Annotated in this window: 18 protein-coding genes; 9 read left to right on the top strand and 9 right to left on the bottom strand. The window is 70.7% G+C overall.

What is annotated here, in order from left to right:
* The first annotated feature begins 95 nt into the window (after window positions 1–95).
* Complete coding sequence (locus ACIQRW_RS09100; RefSeq protein ID WP_403756572.1) at window positions 96–803, top strand: HNH endonuclease family protein; 708 nt, start codon at window positions 96–98, stop codon at window positions 801–803.
* Between the two features lie 29 nt (window positions 804–832).
* Here the strand turns inward: ACIQRW_RS09100 and ACIQRW_RS09095 are convergent, their stop codons facing one another.
* Complete coding sequence (locus tag ACIQRW_RS09095) at window positions 833–1,258, bottom strand: hypothetical protein (protein ID WP_403756569.1); 426 nt, start codon at window positions 1,256–1,258, stop codon at window positions 833–835.
* Between the two features lie 81 nt (window positions 1,259–1,339).
* Here ACIQRW_RS09095 and ACIQRW_RS09090 point away from each other — a divergent pair, with 81 nt between their 5' ends.
* The 3 genes from ACIQRW_RS09090 to ACIQRW_RS09080 all read left to right on the top strand — a co-directional run bounded on the left by ACIQRW_RS09090 (window position 1,340) and on the right by ACIQRW_RS09080 (window position 3,221).
* Window positions 1,340–2,146 carry a helix-turn-helix domain-containing protein gene (locus tag ACIQRW_RS09090; protein WP_403756566.1) on the top strand — a complete coding sequence of 269 codons (807 nt, stop codon included), beginning with the start codon at window positions 1,340–1,342 and terminating at the stop codon, window positions 2,144–2,146.
* On the top strand, window positions 2,143–2,322 hold the full coding sequence (locus ACIQRW_RS09085) for a DUF397 domain-containing protein (protein ID WP_403756563.1): 180 nt from the start codon (window positions 2,143–2,145) through the stop codon (window positions 2,320–2,322). The genes ACIQRW_RS09090 and ACIQRW_RS09085 overlap by 4 nt, the downstream gene beginning before the upstream one ends.
* 134 nt (window positions 2,323–2,456) lie before the next feature.
* The gene (locus ACIQRW_RS09080) at window positions 2,457–3,221 is read left to right on the top strand and encodes a hypothetical protein (protein WP_403757402.1); all 765 of its coding nucleotides are present in this window, start codon (window positions 2,457–2,459) and stop codon (window positions 3,219–3,221) included.
* Between the two features lie 127 nt (window positions 3,222–3,348).
* On the opposite strand, the gene ACIQRW_RS09075 is transcribed toward ACIQRW_RS09080, so the two are convergent.
* From ACIQRW_RS09075 to ACIQRW_RS09055, 5 genes are all read right to left on the bottom strand, one after another.
* Window positions 3,349–3,981, bottom strand: a complete 633-nt coding sequence (locus ACIQRW_RS09075; protein WP_403756561.1) for a DUF1707 domain-containing protein — start codon at window positions 3,979–3,981, stop codon at window positions 3,349–3,351.
* A gap of 180 nt (window positions 3,982–4,161) precedes the next feature.
* The gene (locus ACIQRW_RS09070; protein ID WP_403756559.1) at window positions 4,162–4,749 is read right to left on the bottom strand and encodes a hypothetical protein; all 588 of its coding nucleotides are present in this window, start codon (window positions 4,747–4,749) and stop codon (window positions 4,162–4,164) included.
* Window positions 4,746–6,566: an alpha/beta hydrolase gene (locus ACIQRW_RS09065; protein ID WP_403756556.1), complete on the bottom strand. Its 1,821-nt coding sequence runs from the start codon at window positions 6,564–6,566 to the stop codon at window positions 4,746–4,748. Before ACIQRW_RS09065 ends, ACIQRW_RS09070 begins: the two co-directional genes overlap by 4 nt.
* Entirely contained in the window at window positions 6,563–6,994 is a 432-nt protein-coding gene (locus ACIQRW_RS09060) for a hypothetical protein (protein ID WP_403756553.1), read from the bottom strand. The genes ACIQRW_RS09065 and ACIQRW_RS09060 overlap by 4 nt, the downstream gene beginning before the upstream one ends.
* 562 nt (window positions 6,995–7,556) lie before the next feature.
* Window positions 7,557–7,964 carry a hypothetical protein gene (locus tag ACIQRW_RS09055; protein ID WP_403756550.1) on the bottom strand — a complete coding sequence of 136 codons (408 nt, stop codon included), beginning with the start codon at window positions 7,962–7,964 and terminating at the stop codon, window positions 7,557–7,559.
* Between the two features lie 402 nt (window positions 7,965–8,366).
* On the opposite strand from ACIQRW_RS09055, the gene ACIQRW_RS09050 reads away from it, so the two are divergent.
* The 3 genes from ACIQRW_RS09050 to ACIQRW_RS09040 all read left to right on the top strand — a co-directional run bounded on the left by ACIQRW_RS09050 (window position 8,367) and on the right by ACIQRW_RS09040 (window position 11,588).
* Window positions 8,367–9,236: a helix-turn-helix domain-containing protein gene (locus tag ACIQRW_RS09050; protein WP_403756547.1), complete on the top strand. Its 870-nt coding sequence runs from the start codon at window positions 8,367–8,369 to the stop codon at window positions 9,234–9,236.
* Complete coding sequence (locus tag ACIQRW_RS09045) at window positions 9,211–10,017, top strand: SAM-dependent methyltransferase (protein ID WP_217229172.1); 807 nt, start codon at window positions 9,211–9,213, stop codon at window positions 10,015–10,017. The genes ACIQRW_RS09050 and ACIQRW_RS09045 overlap by 26 nt, the downstream gene beginning before the upstream one ends.
* A gap of 74 nt (window positions 10,018–10,091) precedes the next feature.
* On the top strand, window positions 10,092–11,588 hold the full coding sequence (locus tag ACIQRW_RS09040) for a helix-turn-helix domain-containing protein (protein WP_403756544.1): 1,497 nt from the start codon (window positions 10,092–10,094) through the stop codon (window positions 11,586–11,588).
* Between the two features lie 24 nt (window positions 11,589–11,612).
* On the opposite strand, the gene ACIQRW_RS09035 is transcribed toward ACIQRW_RS09040, so the two are convergent.
* The gene (locus tag ACIQRW_RS09035) at window positions 11,613–11,942 is read right to left on the bottom strand and encodes a nuclear transport factor 2 family protein (protein WP_403756541.1); all 330 of its coding nucleotides are present in this window, start codon (window positions 11,940–11,942) and stop codon (window positions 11,613–11,615) included.
* A 288-nt stretch (window positions 11,943–12,230) separates the two neighbouring features.
* Between ACIQRW_RS09035 and ACIQRW_RS09030 the strand changes: the two genes are divergently transcribed.
* Both ACIQRW_RS09030 and ACIQRW_RS09025 read left to right on the top strand, forming a co-directional pair.
* Complete coding sequence (locus ACIQRW_RS09030) at window positions 12,231–13,043, top strand: SDR family oxidoreductase (RefSeq protein ID WP_403756538.1); 813 nt, start codon at window positions 12,231–12,233, stop codon at window positions 13,041–13,043.
* Between the two features lie 113 nt (window positions 13,044–13,156).
* Entirely contained in the window at window positions 13,157–15,238 is a 2,082-nt protein-coding gene (locus ACIQRW_RS09025; protein WP_403756535.1) for a serine/threonine-protein kinase, read from the top strand.
* A gap of 53 nt (window positions 15,239–15,291) precedes the next feature.
* Here ACIQRW_RS09025 and ACIQRW_RS09020 read toward each other — a convergent pair whose 3' ends face one another.
* Together ACIQRW_RS09020 and ACIQRW_RS09015 are read right to left on the bottom strand one after the other, a co-directional pair.
* The gene (locus ACIQRW_RS09020; protein ID WP_403756532.1) at window positions 15,292–15,783 is read right to left on the bottom strand and encodes a hypothetical protein; all 492 of its coding nucleotides are present in this window, start codon (window positions 15,781–15,783) and stop codon (window positions 15,292–15,294) included.
* Between the two features lie 10 nt (window positions 15,784–15,793).
* Window positions 15,794–16,249: a VOC family protein gene (locus ACIQRW_RS09015; protein ID WP_403756529.1), complete on the bottom strand. Its 456-nt coding sequence runs from the start codon at window positions 16,247–16,249 to the stop codon at window positions 15,794–15,796.
* Window positions 16,250–16,304 lie beyond the last annotated feature (55 nt).

Below are 16,304 nucleotides of genomic sequence, written 5' to 3'. Positions count from 1 at the left end.
GCGGAAGCGTTCCTCCGGTGAACTCGCTGACCCGGGCGGGTGACCGCGACCTCCTGGGCTGCGCCGGGGCCGGGGGCGACCGGTAGAACGCGGTGGTGATCAACAACCTCAAGCGCGGTCTCAGCGCGCTCCCGCTCTCACTCGCCCTCTCCCTCGCCCTCGTCCCCCTTCTCCCACTTCCCGCCGCGCAGGCAGCACCCGCCGCTCCGGCTGCTCCGGTGGCGGAGGTGACGACCCTGGCCGACGCGGTCGGTCTGCTGAAGGTGACCGAGGAGAACCGCGTCGGCTACACCACTTCGTCCTTCCGGCACTGGAACGCGGGTGAGGACACGAAGGACGGGTGCGACACCCGGGCCGAGGTCCTCCTCGCCGAAGCGGTCGTCGCACCGGCCGTGGAGTCCGGCTGCAAGCTGACCGGCGGCAGGTGGACGTCCTACTTCGACGGCCAGGAGGTCACCGGCACCGGCTCCCTGGACGTCGCCCACCTGGTCGCGCCCGCCGAGGCCTGGGACTCCGGCGCCTCCGCCTGGACCGCGGAGCAGCGGGAGGCCTACGCGAACGACCAGGGGGCGGACGTCTCCCTGGTCGCGGTGACGGCGCGCATCAACCGGCAGAAGGCGGACAAGGACCCGGCGGACTGGATGCCGCCGTCCCCGGAGGTCCAGTGCCGGTACACGGGGGAATGGGTGGCGACCAAGCTCCGCTGGCAACTCACCGCGGACGATCGCGAGCTGGAAGCGCTGAAGGTGTACGCCGAGGGGCCGTGCGAGGACACCATCGTCCGCTACGCACCGGCGGTCTGACCGACCCGAGAACGACAAGCCGGCCTCGCTCACTCCCTCACGGCGCACCCCGCCCGCAGCCAGGCCATTTCATGCAGCAACCCACCGTCCACGAACGGATCCTGGACGGTGGGTCGAGACCGCCAGTCCAGCGGCCAGGTCCCCCCGTCCAGCGCCGGAACCCCGACGAACGCGTCCCCGCGCGCGTTCCGGCTCATCGCCTCCACCCCGGGCGGCCACCGGTGCTCGGCGGCGGTGCCGGGCGCGAGCAGGAAGTACATGCTGCGCTCGCCGATGCCGGACCGGACGATGGGCCCGGCGTGGAAATCGGTGAACTGCATGACCTCGTACGCGATTTCCTCGCCGAGCAGCCCGATGGCACGGACGGCGTCGAAGTGAATGCCGACGTGGCGGAGGGCATGGCCGGCGGCAGGGATCCAGGAGGGCACCGGATCCGGTGAATTCTTCAGTTCCATGCGCTCAGCTTTGTGCCGAACACGTACCGTGACCAGGGTTCTGAGGACTCCGTGCACCACTGTGCACTTGTAGGGGGCGCCGTGCACCTGGGAAATGAGACGAGCGGTAACGCCGTCATGTTCGGCCGACTGCTGCGACACTTCCGGGAGCGCGCCGGGCTGTCACAGGAAGCCCTGGGCACGAGAATCAGGTTCTCCAAGTCCCAAGTGGCTATGGTCGAGCGCGGAAACCGACCTCCGAGGGGAGGATTCGTCGAACGCGCTGACGACGCGGTGGGTGCGCAGGGTGCACTCATGGCTGCTGGAGAGAAAGTGACGGGGAGCTACTTGGCCGATTGGTTCGAGGATTTCGCCAATCGAGAGAGAAGGGCGGCAGCACGGCACGAGTACGAGACACATGTGGTGCCCGGACTGCTCCAGACGGAGGCATACGCTCGCACCGTCCTGCAAGGGGGCTACCCACCGGTGGGAGACGACGTGGTCGAAGGCCGAGTTGCGGACCGGCTGGCCCGCCAGTCACTCATCACCCGCAGGGAGACGGCCGCCCTCAGCTTCGTACTCGAACTGACTGCGCTGGCTCGCCCGATAGGCGGCCGGGCCGTGCACCGGGAGCAGCTCGCCCACATTCTCGACGTGTCGCAACTGCGTCATGTGACACTTCAGGTGATGTCTCCCCACCGCGAGACTCATGCCGCCCTCAGTGGACCGTTCGTCCTGCTGGAAACGAAGGAGCAGCGTCGCCTGGCCTACGTCGAAGCTCAAGGTCACTACCTCCTCACCGACGACGAGCTCACCGTGGCCGCGCTGTTCGGTAAATATGGCATTCTGCGGGCACAGGCCCTCAGTCCCGAAGAGTCCCGGGTAGAGATCGAGAAGTTGGCGAGATGAGCACCGAACTTCACTGGTTCAAGAGCACCTACAGCGGCCCTGAAAGCGGCAACTGCGTCGAGGTCGCCACCTGCCCCCACACCATCCACATCCGCGACTCCAAGGACCTCGCCGTCCCCGCGCTCGCCGTCTCCCCCACCTCCTGGACGTCCTTCGTGGAGTTCGCCGCCTCCTGAGCGACGCCGGGGTGGGGGCCGTCCGATGCTCCATCGTGATTCACGTGCGTACAACCCCGCGTGGATGCCGGGTGTCTGTAAGGCGCCGAGGGGATGAGCCTTCGGTGCCTTTCCGTACGGAGATCGGGGATCAGGTGGGAAAGCAGGTCTGGAGAGTCGCCGTGGCCGGGGGTGCGGCGGCGGTGTTCACGGCCGTGGCCGCAGTGCCGGCCGGCGCGGCCGAGGGTGGGGTCTCGTTCACCCGCGTCCAGGTGAACGGCGGCAAGCCGATCGTGATCGGGACATCGAAGGAGGTCGCGGTGCCCGCCTCCTTCCGGTTCACGACCAAGCACAAGTGGAAGTGGCCGACGGTGTTCCTCTACCGCAGTGGTTCGGGTGACCAGCTGCGGCACGCCATCGAGACGAGCGACTGCATCAGGGTGAGTCCGAGCGTCTGCGACATCAACGAGACCATGTACTTCGACCCGAGCGTGTGGGACATGCGCAACAGCGAGGCCGGGGCCTGGAAGGTCGCGGCCGAGGTGCACTTCAAGGGCGGCGGTGGTGACGTCGACGACGAGGGGCTGACGGTCCACGTCAAGCGCAACTCCCGCCTGACCGTCAACGCCTCGCCCGAACCGGTGTCCAAGAACAAGACCATCACCGTGACTGGGAAGGTCACGCGGGCCAACTGGGAGACCAGGAAGTACGCCTCCTACGGGGGCCGCTCCGTGAGCCTGCAGTTCAAGCCTTCCGGCGCCGCCTCCTACACCACGGTGAAGAAGGTACTGGCGAACACTTCGGGTGCCCTCAAGACGACCGTGAAGGCCTCCAAGACGGGCACGTGGCGCTGGGTGTACCACGGCAACACCACCACCGGGCCGTCGACTTCGTCCGGGGACAACGTCGTGGTGAAGTGATGTCCGCGGTGCCGACAGCCCGGCGGGACCCGGGGCGGCGGTAACGGCTGCGACCGTCAAGGCGTCGGGTCCACCGCGACAGTGGCGGACCCGACGCCCTACGTCCTGGCCGACCGGCGAGCGGCGCCTAGGAGGCGTCCAGCTTGCGTCGTTCCCGCTTGTTGGGGTGGCGGATGACCACTCCGCCCACGCCACCGGACCCGGTGATCCGGATCAGCGGAGTTCCCGGGAGGCGGTCGGAAGTGCTCTTGTCCGTCAGGCCGCCGAAGCCGGGGTCGATGCCGCTGGTATCCGCTACCCAGCCGTCGGGGATGACGACCGTGACGCCGGACGTCTCCCCGTACGCCTCCACGACGACCTCCGTGAGACGGCAGTCGGCCCGGGTGAAGTCAAGGCTCACACCCCCCAGACCTCCGTGAGCGATCACGTGTCCCGGAACCTCCCAGCGCCCAGGGCCTCGGGACGCACCATGAAGGCCGCCCTTCAGCACCAGTGGCGCCCGACTCTCCGCCGCGGAGGCCGAGACCGTGGCCGAGGAGGAGCGCGGAGTTGGCAAGTCAGCGGTGAGCGTGGCCAGTTCGCCGTGTGTCTTGGCCGTCAGTGCCAGCTCCAGGCGTGAGTCCAGCTCGTCGAAATCGATGCGCCCCTCGGCCGCCGCATCACGCAGCTGCTCCACCACGGCTTCCCGGTCGTCGTGAGAGGCGCGAATTCCTCCTGAGGGAACGGGGCGCGGAGAGGGCTCCGGAAAGTGGGCTGTCATGGCCGCAAGGATAGGCAGCCGGTGCGGCGACTGCGCATCGACAGCCCTCACCGTCCACGCGTCCGTCCGCCGGGCCCCGAGACGGCGAACGTCCTCAGGGAGATCGCCATTTCCTGAGCAACGCTGTGGATGCCTGACTGACGGTCCTCTGCATCCGTCGGACCATCCGCCCACTCGCGGTCAGGACGAGGGGGCGGGATCCGGTACCGGGGTCTCGGCGGACCAGAAGTCGGAGCGGACGTTGGGGGTGGGGGGCCTGCCTTCGTACGTACGGCCGGTGGCCACCTTCGTGGGCGGGGCCACCTTCGACTCGTCCACGCAGGGGCTGGTGACCTGGAAAAACGCCTGCCCCTTGTAGCCGAACTTGACTCTGATACCAAAGCCGTCCGGGGACGTGGCGTAGATCGCAGGCATCTCCTTGCTCGGATTCACCGTCTTGATCCGGTAGTCGCTCGCCTTCCAGAAACGCTCGACCACACCAAGGAAGCTGCCCCGACGCTGTGCGGAAACGACCGTCATCACGGTCCAGTAGCGCGTCACATCGCAGCTTCCGGTTGTTGTCGTGTAGTAAACCCACTCGATTTCCGGCTTGATCTCACCGACCGTCGCGTAGAACATCCCGTCGCCACGCTCCGCCGCCCCCTGCATATCCATGCCCGCCACTGCCCTATTCTCGTTGCCACCACCCCCCAGCCCGCACCCAGCGAGCAGCACACCGGCCACAGCCACCGCACAAGCCAGGCGAACGGTCCGCATCATGCGCCTCATCGATGCCTCTCCCTCACAATGTCCTCAGGACGTCCACCGACGATGTAGGCGATGTTATCCGTCGACACACCATCCAGTTCCGGATCGAAGTACTGGGAATGGGCGTCGAACAGTCCGACATCGCGGACCATCCTCGGCCCGTCGTCGACCTGGAAGCGTTGTGCTCCGAATGATTCGCTCGCAGGGTCCTTGCCGAAGTGCAGGTCGTCGTTGCCGACATCGAAGAGGTCATTAGCCCTTCTGACCGCCTCCGGACCACCCAGCACCCAGGCGGGCCCCGCGGCAAGCGCCGACTCCCCCTTCGTGGGCAGGTGGGTGACCGGGTCATTATCAGCTGCGCCCACGAACACATGGTCCTTGCCCACACCGAGTTCCGTCGCCCTCTGCGCGTCCACGCCGGGGCTGCCGAGCAGGATCACATCGTCGACGCCCGGAATCCCGCCGGACTCCTTGGCGGCCGTGCCCACGGTGAGCGAGCCGTAGGAATGCCCGATCGCCGTCACATGTGGGTCCTCGTTCGCGTTCGTCGCTGAGAGGCCTGCCATGAACTCGTTGTACGCCGGCGCGCCCCGCTGCGCATCGCCCTTCGTCATGACGTCCGCATTCTGCGGGGCGTCGTAACCCAGCCAGACGATCGAGGCACTGGACGGGTCAACATCCTGGGCACCGATGGCCGTGTCCTGGGCCCGCTTCATCGTTCCCTTGACGAAGTCGCCGTCGAGCTTGGTGCCGAGACCGGGGACGTACGCCGCGACATGCCTGGAAGCATCGGGGTTGCCGTACGAGACGATCGCCCGCCCGTTGCCCTCATCCCCGACGCCCAAGAGGAACATGGGCGGGTGGCTCGACTTGTCGAGTTTGTCCTGAATCATGCGGAGGGCGTCGAGCTTGGTCTTGGCCTCGTCGCCGCCCTGTCGCGCCACCTCGTCGATGAGGACCGGCAGGTAGTTCCGGTTCGCCTCGTCGCGGGAGACCGCCGGGATACCGTCCAGGCCGCCGATCAGGTCCGGGGCGATCTTCAGGTACTCCTGCCGCTGTTCCTCGGTCAGGCCGTCCCACCACTTCTTGCGCTCGGCCGGGCTCTTGTCCTCCGGAACACCTTCGGCGAGGTGCATGCCGGCCGTGGAGCGGACATCGGCGGTGTCCCGGAAGACATCCTTCAGCGTGGCCGCGGTGACATCGAGACCCTTCTCCGCCCTCAGACCGTTGAGGGTCTTCGCGTACCGCGCATCGATCTCCCGTGCGGCCCGTACGGCTCGGGCGATACGGTCGGCCACGTCCTGCGCCTTCGCCGCGTTCGGGTTGACCGGCGTGAAGCCTGGGTGGCCGGGATACAGCGACTGCTGCCCGGGCGAGCCGAGGTTTGGCGGTTCCAGCGGGAGGCGCGAGCTGCCCTGGGAACTGCCGCCCGGCGCCTCCCGCTTCGCCCCGGTCAGGTCGTCGACCTTGGCAGCCGGGTAGCTGACGGAACCGTCGTCGTGGACGGTGAAGTTCAGGGAGGCGGCGTCCTCCAGTGCATGCTTCAACTGGCGTTGTGGATCGGCGAGATCTCCGGCAAGCCCGTTGAGCGCTGTACGGACCAACCCGCATTCGGTCTGCACGTACTGGAAGTTGCGGCTGAGTCGCCGGAGTCTACCGAGAGCGGCTTCGGCCGCATCGCTCTCCTGGGTCTCACGGAGTTTCGCGGACATCGCGCGGTCGACCTGCGCCCGGTCGGAAGCCGAACGGCCGGAGACCTCGTGCCACTTGTCGCCCGCCTGGGTGAGCTCGGAGGTCTTGAGGTCGCGTAGCAGCTGCCAAGTGAGAGATCCGGTCATCGCTTCTCATCCGCCTTGTCGGCGACGTGGACGCCCTTGAAGGACGCCTTGGTCCCGGTCTCCGACTCCCCCATCTCCTTGGCGACCGTCAGCAGGTTTCCCTTGAGCTGCTCGCACTCGTCCCGCACCGCCTGAAGGCGCTCTTCCCAGGAGGTCAGCACGCTCTTGAGGGCCGCGGCGGAACTGAGGCCGGCGGCTCCCGCCGCGACGCCCTCGTGGCCGCGCCCGAGCACCGACCGGCTCGTCTCGGCCCTGGTCCGCAATTCGCCGGCGGTGCCGGAGGCACTGGTCCAAGGCCCCTTGCTGTACTTCAGCCTCCCTGTTCCGCCCGCGCCTGCCCCGGGTTCGCCGGACGCCGAGGCAAGCCTCATCGCGGGCTCATCGCCGGTCGGTCCGAACAGCTCCTGCCAGCGCTCCGAATTGGTCACGGCAATCCCCCGTCTGCCTGCGTTCCGAAATTTGCGCCTCGCGAGGCTAACGCAGGTCACGCACACGTACGCGATCGGGAACGGATTCCAGCCACGGAAACGGCTGGACAACGGTGCCCTTCGAGCTTGCATGCTTGCGTGTGCACCGACCGCAAGCGTTGTACCGACCGCAAGCGTTGTGCTCGCGCCTCCCCGCGCTCAGCGTCTCCCCGGCTCCTGGGCAACCTTCGTGGAGTCGCCGTTCCGTAGCGGCCGAGAGCCGTGATCACCCACCGGCGCCGGTCAAGAATGTGCGGAATGAGCGATCAACAGAACGTCGTGGAAGCCTGGCGCGACCTCACCTGCTGGCTGAAGGCGCATGCTCCGGTCTCCTACGGCTCGCTGCTGCCTCCGGCTGCCGAGCCGGACATCGAGGCTGCCGACCATCGGCTGAAGCACCACCTCGGGTTCGGGCTGCCCGCCGAACTGCGAAGCCCTCCCGCACTGGGCGCCGATCCACTGACGTGCCTGGGTCCCGAAGCCGGCCCGAGTCGCCCCGAGGGGCCGGGCCGGAGGAAGCGGGTCAGCTCTCCTGGTCCGGGGCGGTGGACCGTACCAGGGAGACGGGCTCCGTCTGCTGGTTGGAGGCGGAGACGCGGGTGGTGTGGCGGGTGAGGCGCAGCCCCATGGCCGTGAGGACGTCCGTGTCGTAGAGCGCGCACAGGAGCGCCGCCGCGGCGGGCAGCGACAGCGGGGTGGCCGGATTGTGCCCCAGCAGGGCGGCCGTGTCCGGGTCGTTGAGGGCGGCCTGCCCGGCGTGGGCGAGTACCTGACGGGGGTCGTCGACGATGAGCTCGTCGATCTGGATCCGCTGGGCGCGGACGCGCAGGTCGAGCGGGCGGGCCGGGGTGGGCCTCGGAATCCCGACGACGGACCGGAGCTTCGGGTGGGCCGGGCGGTTCAGGTGGGTCAGGTCGGTCAGGTTGTTCATGCGGTGGGCTCCAGAGAACGGACCGCCGGAACGACGGTGCGCGGAACGGCAGTGCACGGAACGGCTGGGGCTGGGGCTGGGGCTGGGGGGGAGCCGGTGTGGGGCCGGGGAGAGGGCTGGGGAGAGGGCTGGGGAGGGAGCTGAGGCTGGAGCTGTTGGGGCCGAGGGTGGGGGCTGGCTGAGCACGGTGCTGGCGATGGGGGCAAGATCGGTCCGGTCTCACCGAGTTGGCGTGTGGTCGAGTCGGACATGCTTACCTTGAGAGCGCCGTGCGACCGTCGCAAGGTGCGCTGTGTGCACTGTGCGCAGACTGCGCGGAATGTCGGATAGATCGAGCCGAAACGGGACCGGAGCGGGACCGGAGCGGTACCGAAGCGGGACCGGAACGGGGAGGGGGGCGCCGTGGCGCGCGAGAGGTCGGGGCGGACGGCGCGGCATCTGGTCCTCGTGGCCCGCCTGCGGCGCCTGCGGGAAGGCGCCGGTCTTTCCGTCCCCCAGGCCGCCACGCAGCTGGGGTGGCATCCCACGACGCTGCGGCGGCTGGAACAGGCGCAGACCTCCCTCGATGTGGGGCAGGTGTCCGCCCTGCTCGCCGCCTACGGGGCGGGTGCCGCGGAGGCCGACGACATCATGGGGCGGCTCAACGCGGCCAATCTGCCCGGCTGGTGGCATCCGTGGCGCGATGCGATGGCACCCTGGCTGATGGACCTGATGAGCGTGGAGTCGGCGGCCGGCGTCGTACGTACCTGGGACCCGGCGCTGGTGCCGCTGCTGCTGCGGACCCCGGCCTACGCGATGGCCGTGGACGAGATCAGGTGCCCCGACCGGGACGCGGCCGGGCGGCAGCGCCGGGCGGACTTCCTGGTCGAGCGTCAGAAGCGGCTCCAGGAACAGCAGACCCGGCTCTGGGCCGTGCTCCCCGTCACCGCGCTGCGCGTCCGGGTGGGCGGCGACGACGTGATGCGTGAACAGCTCAGAAGGATCCAGCAGTTGGCGGAGCAGGGCGATGTGACGGTGCAACTGCACCCCGAGTACGCGCCGCCGCACCCGCTGACCGGTGTTCCCGCGCTGACCCTCTACCGGGTGGAGATCCGGGAGATCGCGGACCATGTGGTGCGGGAGGGCGGGCTCCCCGGCACGGCGGAGGTGTGGGACAGCCCCCACCCCGTGCAGACGTATCAGGGAATGCTGGACGTGTCGTGCGTGATGGCGATGCGGCCGGCCCGAACAGGAGAGGTGTTACAGGATGAGTACGACCGGAAATGGGCCTGAACTGCCCGCGCAGATCGATACGAGCGTCGCGCACTCCGCACGTGTCTGGAACTACTGGCTCGGCGGCAAGGACAACTTCCCGGCGGACCGGTCGGCGGGCGACGCCTACCGTGAGAAGTACCCGCTGATCGAGACGTTCGCGAAGGAGTCGCGGGACTTCCTCCGCCGTACGGTCACCTACCTCGCGCGGGACGCCGGAATCCGCCAGTTCCTCGACGTGGGCGCCGGGTTGCCCACGGCGAACAACACGCACGAGGTGGCCCAGCGGATAGCCCCGGACTCCCGGATCGTCTACGTCGACCACGACCCCCTGGTACTCCTGCACGTCCACGCGCTGCTGACCAGCACCCCCGAGGGCGCCACCGCCTACGTCGAGGCGGACATGCGCGACACCGAGACCGTGCTCACCGGGGCGGCCAAGACCCTGGACCTGACGCAGCCCGTCGCCCTCGTGATCAGTGACGTCCTCGGGCACATCGTGGACTGGGACGACGCCCTGTCCCTGGTGCGGCGGCTGGTGGACCGCCTGCCTTCCGGCAGCTACCTCTCGCTCAGCCACTCCACCGCGTCCGACGACGCCCACCGCGCCGTCCAGGACGAGTACAACGCGAGCGGCGCGATCCCGTACATCTTCCGGGAGCCGGAGACCACGATCGCGTTCTTCGAGGGGCTGGAGATGGTGGAACCGGGCATGGTGTCCTGGCCGAACTGGCGGCCCGACGCGAACACCGGCACCACCACGGCCCGGGCCGGGTGGGGCGCGGTCGCCCGCATTCCCTGACCCACATCCGCAACTGCCGCGCCGCGCACGGAACATCCCCGCGCGCGGCGCGCACGGCCCGCAGAGGCTCGCACATGAGCAGCACAGGCACGACCGACCACGGGACCACCGGCCCGCGGGGTGCCCGGCACGAGCGGGAGGCGGCGGCCCGGCTGCTGCGGGCGGCGACCCGGTCGGGTGCGCACCTGATCGCCGAGGCCGCGTCCCTGGTCCAGGGGTGGGCGGTACTGGCCGACCCCATCGCCGGGGCCGTCTACAGCACCCCCGCCGCCGCGGCGGCCGACGGCGTACACGCGGCCGCCGCGCCACTGGAACACCCGCACTGCACGCAGCGCCCGGCGGCCGGAGCCGTCCTCGTCCTGGCCCCGGCGCCCACCGTGCCCCCGGGGCACGCCAGCCACGTCGCCACGACCACCGCGGCCCTCCTGGAGGTGCGCGGCCAGCGGGCGGCGGAGCTGCGGGGCGAACAGATGCGGCTGCACACCACCCTCATCCGGCTGCTGCTGGCTGGTCACACCGCCGCCGTCACCGAGACCCTCGGCGGGAACAGGCTCACGCATGTCACGGTCTACCGGCTCTCCGGCCCCGACCTGCCCACCGCCCACGAGGTGCTCTGGCGGGCCGTGCGCCCCTCCATCGCCCCGCACGCCGGCGCCTGCACCCTGATCGGCCGGCCGGACGGCGAGCTGGTCGTCGCCGAGCTCCACCACGGCGGCGACGACGGGCGGATCCTGCGCCTGGTCTCCCGGCTGAGCGAGCGGCACCACCTGCTCGCGGGCATGGCCGGGCCCCTGCCCCTGGCCGAGATGCCCACCGCCCACAGCGACGCCGCCGCCGCCCGGCACAGCGCCACCCCCGACTGCCGCATCGTCCCCGCCGACGCCGTGGGCACCTCCCGGCTCACCCCCCTCCTGCCCGCCGCCCCGTACGCCCGGTGGGCGGCATCCGTCCTGCGCCCGCTGTCCCCGGCCCACCAGCACCTGCTCCTGGTCTGGCTCCGCACCGGCAGCAAGCCCCGCGCCGCCGCCGCGCTCGGCCTGTCCCCCGGCACGGTCCGGGCTCGGATACGCGACCTGTCCCGGCTGCTCGGCGCGGACCTGGAGGACGCCACCGTTCAGGCGCATCTGCTGCTCGCCCTCCGCGCCCCCGCCCCCGACCCGGACCTCGACGACGCCGGGGCCGACGCCGACCTCAGCCTCAGCAGCCGCCGCGGCAGCGGCTGTCCGGCCGGTCCCGCCCGGCTGGAGGCGCTGCCGGACGATCTCCTGGACACCGAGGCGGCCCGGGGCTGGGCCGTCGGCCTGGTCGGCGGTCTGGAGCCGCATCTGCGGATCGCCCTGGCCTGCTGGCTGCGCCACCACGCCCGAACCGCCCCCGCCGCGGCCGAACTGCACGTCCACCGCACCACCCTGGCCGGCTGGCTCAGCCAGTGCGCCGAACACCTCGCGCGCAATCTCGCCGACGCCACCGTGCGCGCCGAGGTCCACCTCGCGCTGAAGGCCACCCGGAACGGTCCCGACGACCCGACGGCCCTCCCCCGGCGCGGTGGCCGCACCTACCGCCGCCTGTGACGGGAATCGGGCGGGCGGCCGGTCTCAGGACGGCGCCTGGCCCGTCTCGAAGCGGCTGACGCGGTCGCCGGCGACCGTGAAGACCCAGCGGGTCCGCATCGTGCCCCAGGTGTCGTTGGTGTAGTCGACGACGAGGGTACGGCCGTCGTCGGAGGCGTCCACGACCTTCATGCGGCCGTTGGCCTTCGGGGAGAAGACCTCCTTCTCCGTCCAGGCCGCCAGGTCCCGTTCGCTGCCGTCGTCGGACATGGTGGCGTCCTCGGTGAGGACGTCGGCGAAGAAGGCGTCCTTGTCGCCCGCGTTCACCGCGGCGATGAACTTCTCCACCACCGGGTCGCTGATCGATGAGGTCATCGTGTTCCTCCTCGGCGCGTCCGGGAACGGGCGTCCCGGAGATCCTCACCGAGTCTCTGTCGGCCCGCCCGCCACCGCATGCCGGGCGTGCCCGACCGCGTGACTCCGTGGCGCCCCGCGCCCCGCCCGGGGCGGCGGATCAGGCCGGCGGCCCCGAGAGGTGGAGGCCGGCACGGCCCACGGGCTCCCCGATCGGTCCGCCCTGCAGGTCAGCGCAGGCGCAAGGGCGTCGCCCGCGTGTCCGGAAAGGCCATTGACGTACGCGTACGGGTCACGAAGGATCACCGCGTGACGACCTCCGAACAGCCTTCGCCCACCCCCGGACCGGTCCGCCCCATCGCTCTGATCACGGGCGTCGGCCGCAGCATCGGCATCGGCGCGGGCATCGCGCGCCGGCTGGCGGCCACCGGCTGGGACGTCGCCTTCACCTACTGGACGCCGTACGACCGCCGCATGGACTGGGGCGCCGAGCCGGGGGCCGCCGCGTCCATCGAGAAGGAGCTGGCGGAGGCAGGGGCCCGTACTGCGGCGATCGAGGCGGACCTGACCGACCCCGACGCGCCGGCACGCATCTTCGACGAGGCGGAACAGCGCCTCAGCGGGCCGGTGACCGCGCTCGTCCTCTCGCACGCGGAGTCGGTGGACTCGGGGCTGCTGGACACCACCGTGGCGGCGTTCGACCGGCACTTCGCGGTGAACTCCCGCGCCAGTTGGCTGCTGATCCGCGAGTACGGGCTCCGCTTCCGCAGCGCGCCCGGCACCGTGCCCGGCACCCCGACAGGCAGGATCGTCGCGCTCACCAGCGACCACACCGTGGGCAACCTTCCCTACGGGGCGAGCAAGGGGGCCCTGGACCGCATCACGCTGGCCGCCGCGCACGAGCTGGCCCACCTCGGGGTGACCGCGAACGTCGTCAACCCCGGCCCGGTGGACACCGGCTGGATGAACGACGAGCTGCGCGAGACCCTGGTGCGGGGCACCCCGCTCGGCCGTCTCGGCACCCCGCGGGACACCGCCCACCTGGTGGGATTCCTGTGCTCCCCGGAAGGCCAGTGGGTCAACGGCCAGTTGCTGAAGAGCAACGGCGGCGCGGAGTCCTAGGCCCCGATCCGTACCGCCGATCACCGGGGCGCGAACCGGTACCTCACGCCCGTGCGTCCGAGCAGGACGTAACGTCTAATCTGGCGTGGTCCATGTAGTGCACAGGGGGTCGTATGCACAACGAAGACAGGGCCGGCAGAGCGGGCGACGGGGCCGGGGGTCCCGAGGACCGCCGGTCGGGCGACGACCCCCGACCTCCGGACGCCGTGGCGCCGCAGGTGTGGCCGAGCACGCCGCCGCCGCACGGCGCTCCGCCCTCCCCCCGGACCGTGATCGACGGCCGCTACGAGCTGCTGGAGCCGATCGGTAGCGGCGGGATGGGCGAGGTCTGGAAGGCCCACGACCGGCGGCTGCGCCGGTTCGTCGCCGTGAAGGGCCTGCTCGACCGGAACTCGATGACCGCCGCCACACAGACGGCGGCGTTGCAACGGGCGCGGCGCGAGGCGGAGGCCATCGCCAAGATCGAGCACCAGAACGTGGTGACGGTCCACGACCAGGTCGAGACCGACAACCAGGTCTGGATCGTGATGAAGCTGCTCGAAGCGAGGTCCCTGGGGGATCTGTTGAGCGGCGGCGGTGTCCTCGCCGTGCCGAGGGCGGCGAACATCGGCCTCCAGGTCCTCCAGGGCCTGCGAGCGGTCCACGCGGCTTCGGTCGTCCACCGCGACGTGAAGCCGGGCAACGTCCTCGTCCGCGACGACGGCCTCGCGATCCTGGTGGACTTCGGCATCGCCACCTTCGAGGGCGCGGACCGGGTGACCCGGTCCGGAAGCGTCATCGGCACCTCCTCCTACCTGGCACCCGAACTCTTCGCCCCCGCCTCCCCGGGCCCCACCCCCGCCTCCGACCTGTGGGCGCTGGGGATCACCCTGTACGAGATGGTCGAGGGCCGCGTGCCCTTCGCCGGGCACGAGGTCTGGGAGGTCCAGGAGAACATCCGGCAGTCCCCCGACCCGGCCCTCCGCTACGCGGGGCCTCTCGCCCCGGTCATCCAGGGGCTGTTGATCACGGACCCGCGGGAGCGCCTGGACGCCGCCACGGCGGAGACGATGCTCCGCGAGGTGCTCGGGGACCCCGCCGCGCCGAACGCGGCCCGGGCCGCCGCCGCGGCGACACACCCGCCGACGGCCGTCTCCACGCCGAACCCCTCGACACCCGCGCCGGTGCCCGCGCCCGGCCCCGCCGTCCCGCCGCCCGCACCGGCGCAGGCGACGGCGGGCGGGCCGCCCGGCCGGTACCGGGGCTGGAAGGTGGCCGCGGCGGTGGTGTGCCTGGCACTGCTGGCCGGCGCGGGCTGGATGGTCTCCCAGGGCAGCGGCGAGAAGGGCGGGGGCGGCGACGACCGGGCGGGCTCGGTGCAGGGCCAGGGCGACGCCGAGGGAGCCGCCGGCAGCGGCAGCAAGGAGCGGTGGAAGGACACCCACCCCACCCTGAAGATCGGCGTCAAGGACGACCAGCCCGGACTGAGCAAGTTCGACAAGAAGACGCGTACGTACCGGGGGTACGACATCGACCTGGCGTACGCGATCGCCGAGAGCATGGGCTACGGCAAGGGCGAGGTCGCCTTCACCACGGTCGCCACGGACTACCGGAGCACCGCGCTGAAGACCAAGCAGGTGGACCTGGTCATCGCGTCGTACAGCATCACCGACGACCGCAAGACCGCCTCGCCCGGCGGCTACAGCGTCGACTTCGCGGGCCCGTACTACGACGCGAGCCGGAGCTTCCTGGTCCGCGAGAAATCGCGCAAGTACACGATCAACGATTCCAGCGACCTGGTGGACCTGCGCGTCGAGGTGTGCACGGCGCGGGAGTCGACGTACGAGAAGGAGCTGCCGAAGCGGGGCTTCACCATGGCGAAGTCGCAGCCCAACACCTACCAGGACTGCCTGGACAAACTGCTGGACCCGAAGTCCGACGTCTACGCGGTGGCCTCGGACGACATCATCCTCGCCGGATACGTGAAGGCCAACCCGGGCAAGGTGCGGCAGCTGGAGCCCATCAACGGCGCGGAGGGCTACGGCGTGGCGATGCGGCCGAAGAGCCCGCTCCTGAAGGGCGAGGTGTGCTCGGCGCTCCGGACGATCCTGGCCGGCAGGATCTGGGAGGACATGTACAAGGAGAACCTGGCCGACCTGGTCGGCAAGGAGAACCCGCCGGGCCGCCCGGACCTGACGGAGTGCGAGGGGTTCTGAGGGAGCGCGGCGCCGACGGTGCGCCAGGACCACGGTCCGCGCCGCCCCCGGCCTCAGCGCTCGGGGAACCGCTCCCCGCACCGGCTGCAGAAGACCGGTGCGGGGTCCTGGGACAGCCGCCCGCACTCCGGGCAGACCCGGTCCAGCATGCAGGGCCCCTCGCCGCCCTCGTACGCCCCGGCCGGCGGCTTGATCGCGAGGCCGGGGCGGCGGCGGTGGACGGTGAGATACACCAGCCCGTCGGGCCCGGCGGCCAGCGCCCGCCGTGACGTGCGGGGCAGCCAGAGGACAGTGCTGGGGCCCAGCTCCAGGGCCGGTCCGCCCTCCGCCGTCCTGACGCTCCCCCGGCCCTCCAGCACGACGAGGAGCACATCGAGCACGTCCTCCTGATGCTCACCGACCTCGGCGCCTGCCGGCAGGCGCACCAGGTTGGCGTCCAACTCCCGTCCCTGCTCGGCCAGATGCCACAGCGCGCCGCGCTCGCCGGGTGCGGCGGAGGCGCGCAGTTCGTCGAGGACGGCGAGGATCCGGGGAGCGGCGTTCACGGCGTCCAGGCTACGCGGCTGCCGGGGTGGGCGCGCCGGCCGCCGCCACGCAGAACTCATTGCCCTCCGGGTCGGCCATCACCACATGGTGCTCGTCGGCCTCCGCCAGCACGGACCCGCCGGCCGCCACCAGCCGCGCGGCCTCCGCCCGGACGCGGGCCCACCGCTCGGCGGGGGTGCCGTGGCCGGCGATCCGCACGTCGATGTGCAGCCGGTTCTTCGCGGTCTTCGGCTCGGGGACCTTGAGGATGGAGAGCCGGGGGCCGACACCGTCCGGGTCGCAGAGCCAGGCGACGTCGTCCAGCGACTCGCCCTCCGGCAGATCGAGCTGGGCGAGCCACTCCTCCCGGGTCGCGAACGTCGGCGGCGGGGGCTGGTCCACGTAGCCCAGGGCCGACTTCCAGAAGGCGGCGAGAAGTTGGGCGTCGGTGCAGTCCAGGGTCAGATCGATGCATGCTGCGTTCATGGGCAGGACCGTACGGGAGGCCCCGGGCGATCGCATCCACGTAAAGTGACCCACC

The organism is Streptomyces sp. NPDC091287 (genome assembly GCF_044768525.1).
Classification (GTDB): domain Bacteria; phylum Actinomycetota; class Actinomycetes; order Streptomycetales; family Streptomycetaceae; genus Streptomyces.
This window is presented reverse-complemented; position numbering and strand designations above follow the sequence as displayed.

Coding starts and splice junctions, on each gene's coding strand:
- ACIQRW_RS09095 (WP_403756569.1), bottom strand. CDS start 1,258: ATGGAACTGAAGAATTCACCGGATCCGGTGCCCTCCTGGATCCCTGCC.
- ACIQRW_RS09075 (WP_403756561.1), bottom strand. CDS start 3,981: ATGACAGCCCACTTTCCGGAGCCCTCTCCGCGCCCCGTTCCCTCAGGA.
- ACIQRW_RS09085 (WP_403756563.1), top strand. CDS start 2,143: ATGAGCACCGAACTTCACTGGTTCAAGAGCACCTACAGCGGCCCTGAA.
- ACIQRW_RS09065 (WP_403756556.1), bottom strand. CDS start 6,566: ATGACCGGATCTCTCACTTGGCAGCTGCTACGCGACCTCAAGACCTCC.
- ACIQRW_RS09040 (WP_403756544.1), top strand. CDS start 10,092: ATGAGCAGCACAGGCACGACCGACCACGGGACCACCGGCCCGCGGGGT.
- ACIQRW_RS09025 (WP_403756535.1), top strand. CDS start 13,157: ATGCACAACGAAGACAGGGCCGGCAGAGCGGGCGACGGGGCCGGGGGT.
- ACIQRW_RS09015 (WP_403756529.1), bottom strand. CDS start 16,249: ATGAACGCAGCATGCATCGATCTGACCCTGGACTGCACCGACGCCCAA.
- ACIQRW_RS09035 (WP_403756541.1), bottom strand. CDS start 11,942: ATGACCTCATCGATCAGCGACCCGGTGGTGGAGAAGTTCATCGCCGCG.
- ACIQRW_RS09070 (WP_403756559.1), bottom strand. CDS start 4,749: ATGAGGCGCATGATGCGGACCGTTCGCCTGGCTTGTGCGGTGGCTGTG.
- ACIQRW_RS09055 (WP_403756550.1), bottom strand. CDS start 7,964: ATGAACAACCTGACCGACCTGACCCACCTGAACCGCCCGGCCCACCCG.
- ACIQRW_RS09045 (WP_217229172.1), top strand. CDS start 9,211: ATGAGTACGACCGGAAATGGGCCTGAACTGCCCGCGCAGATCGATACG.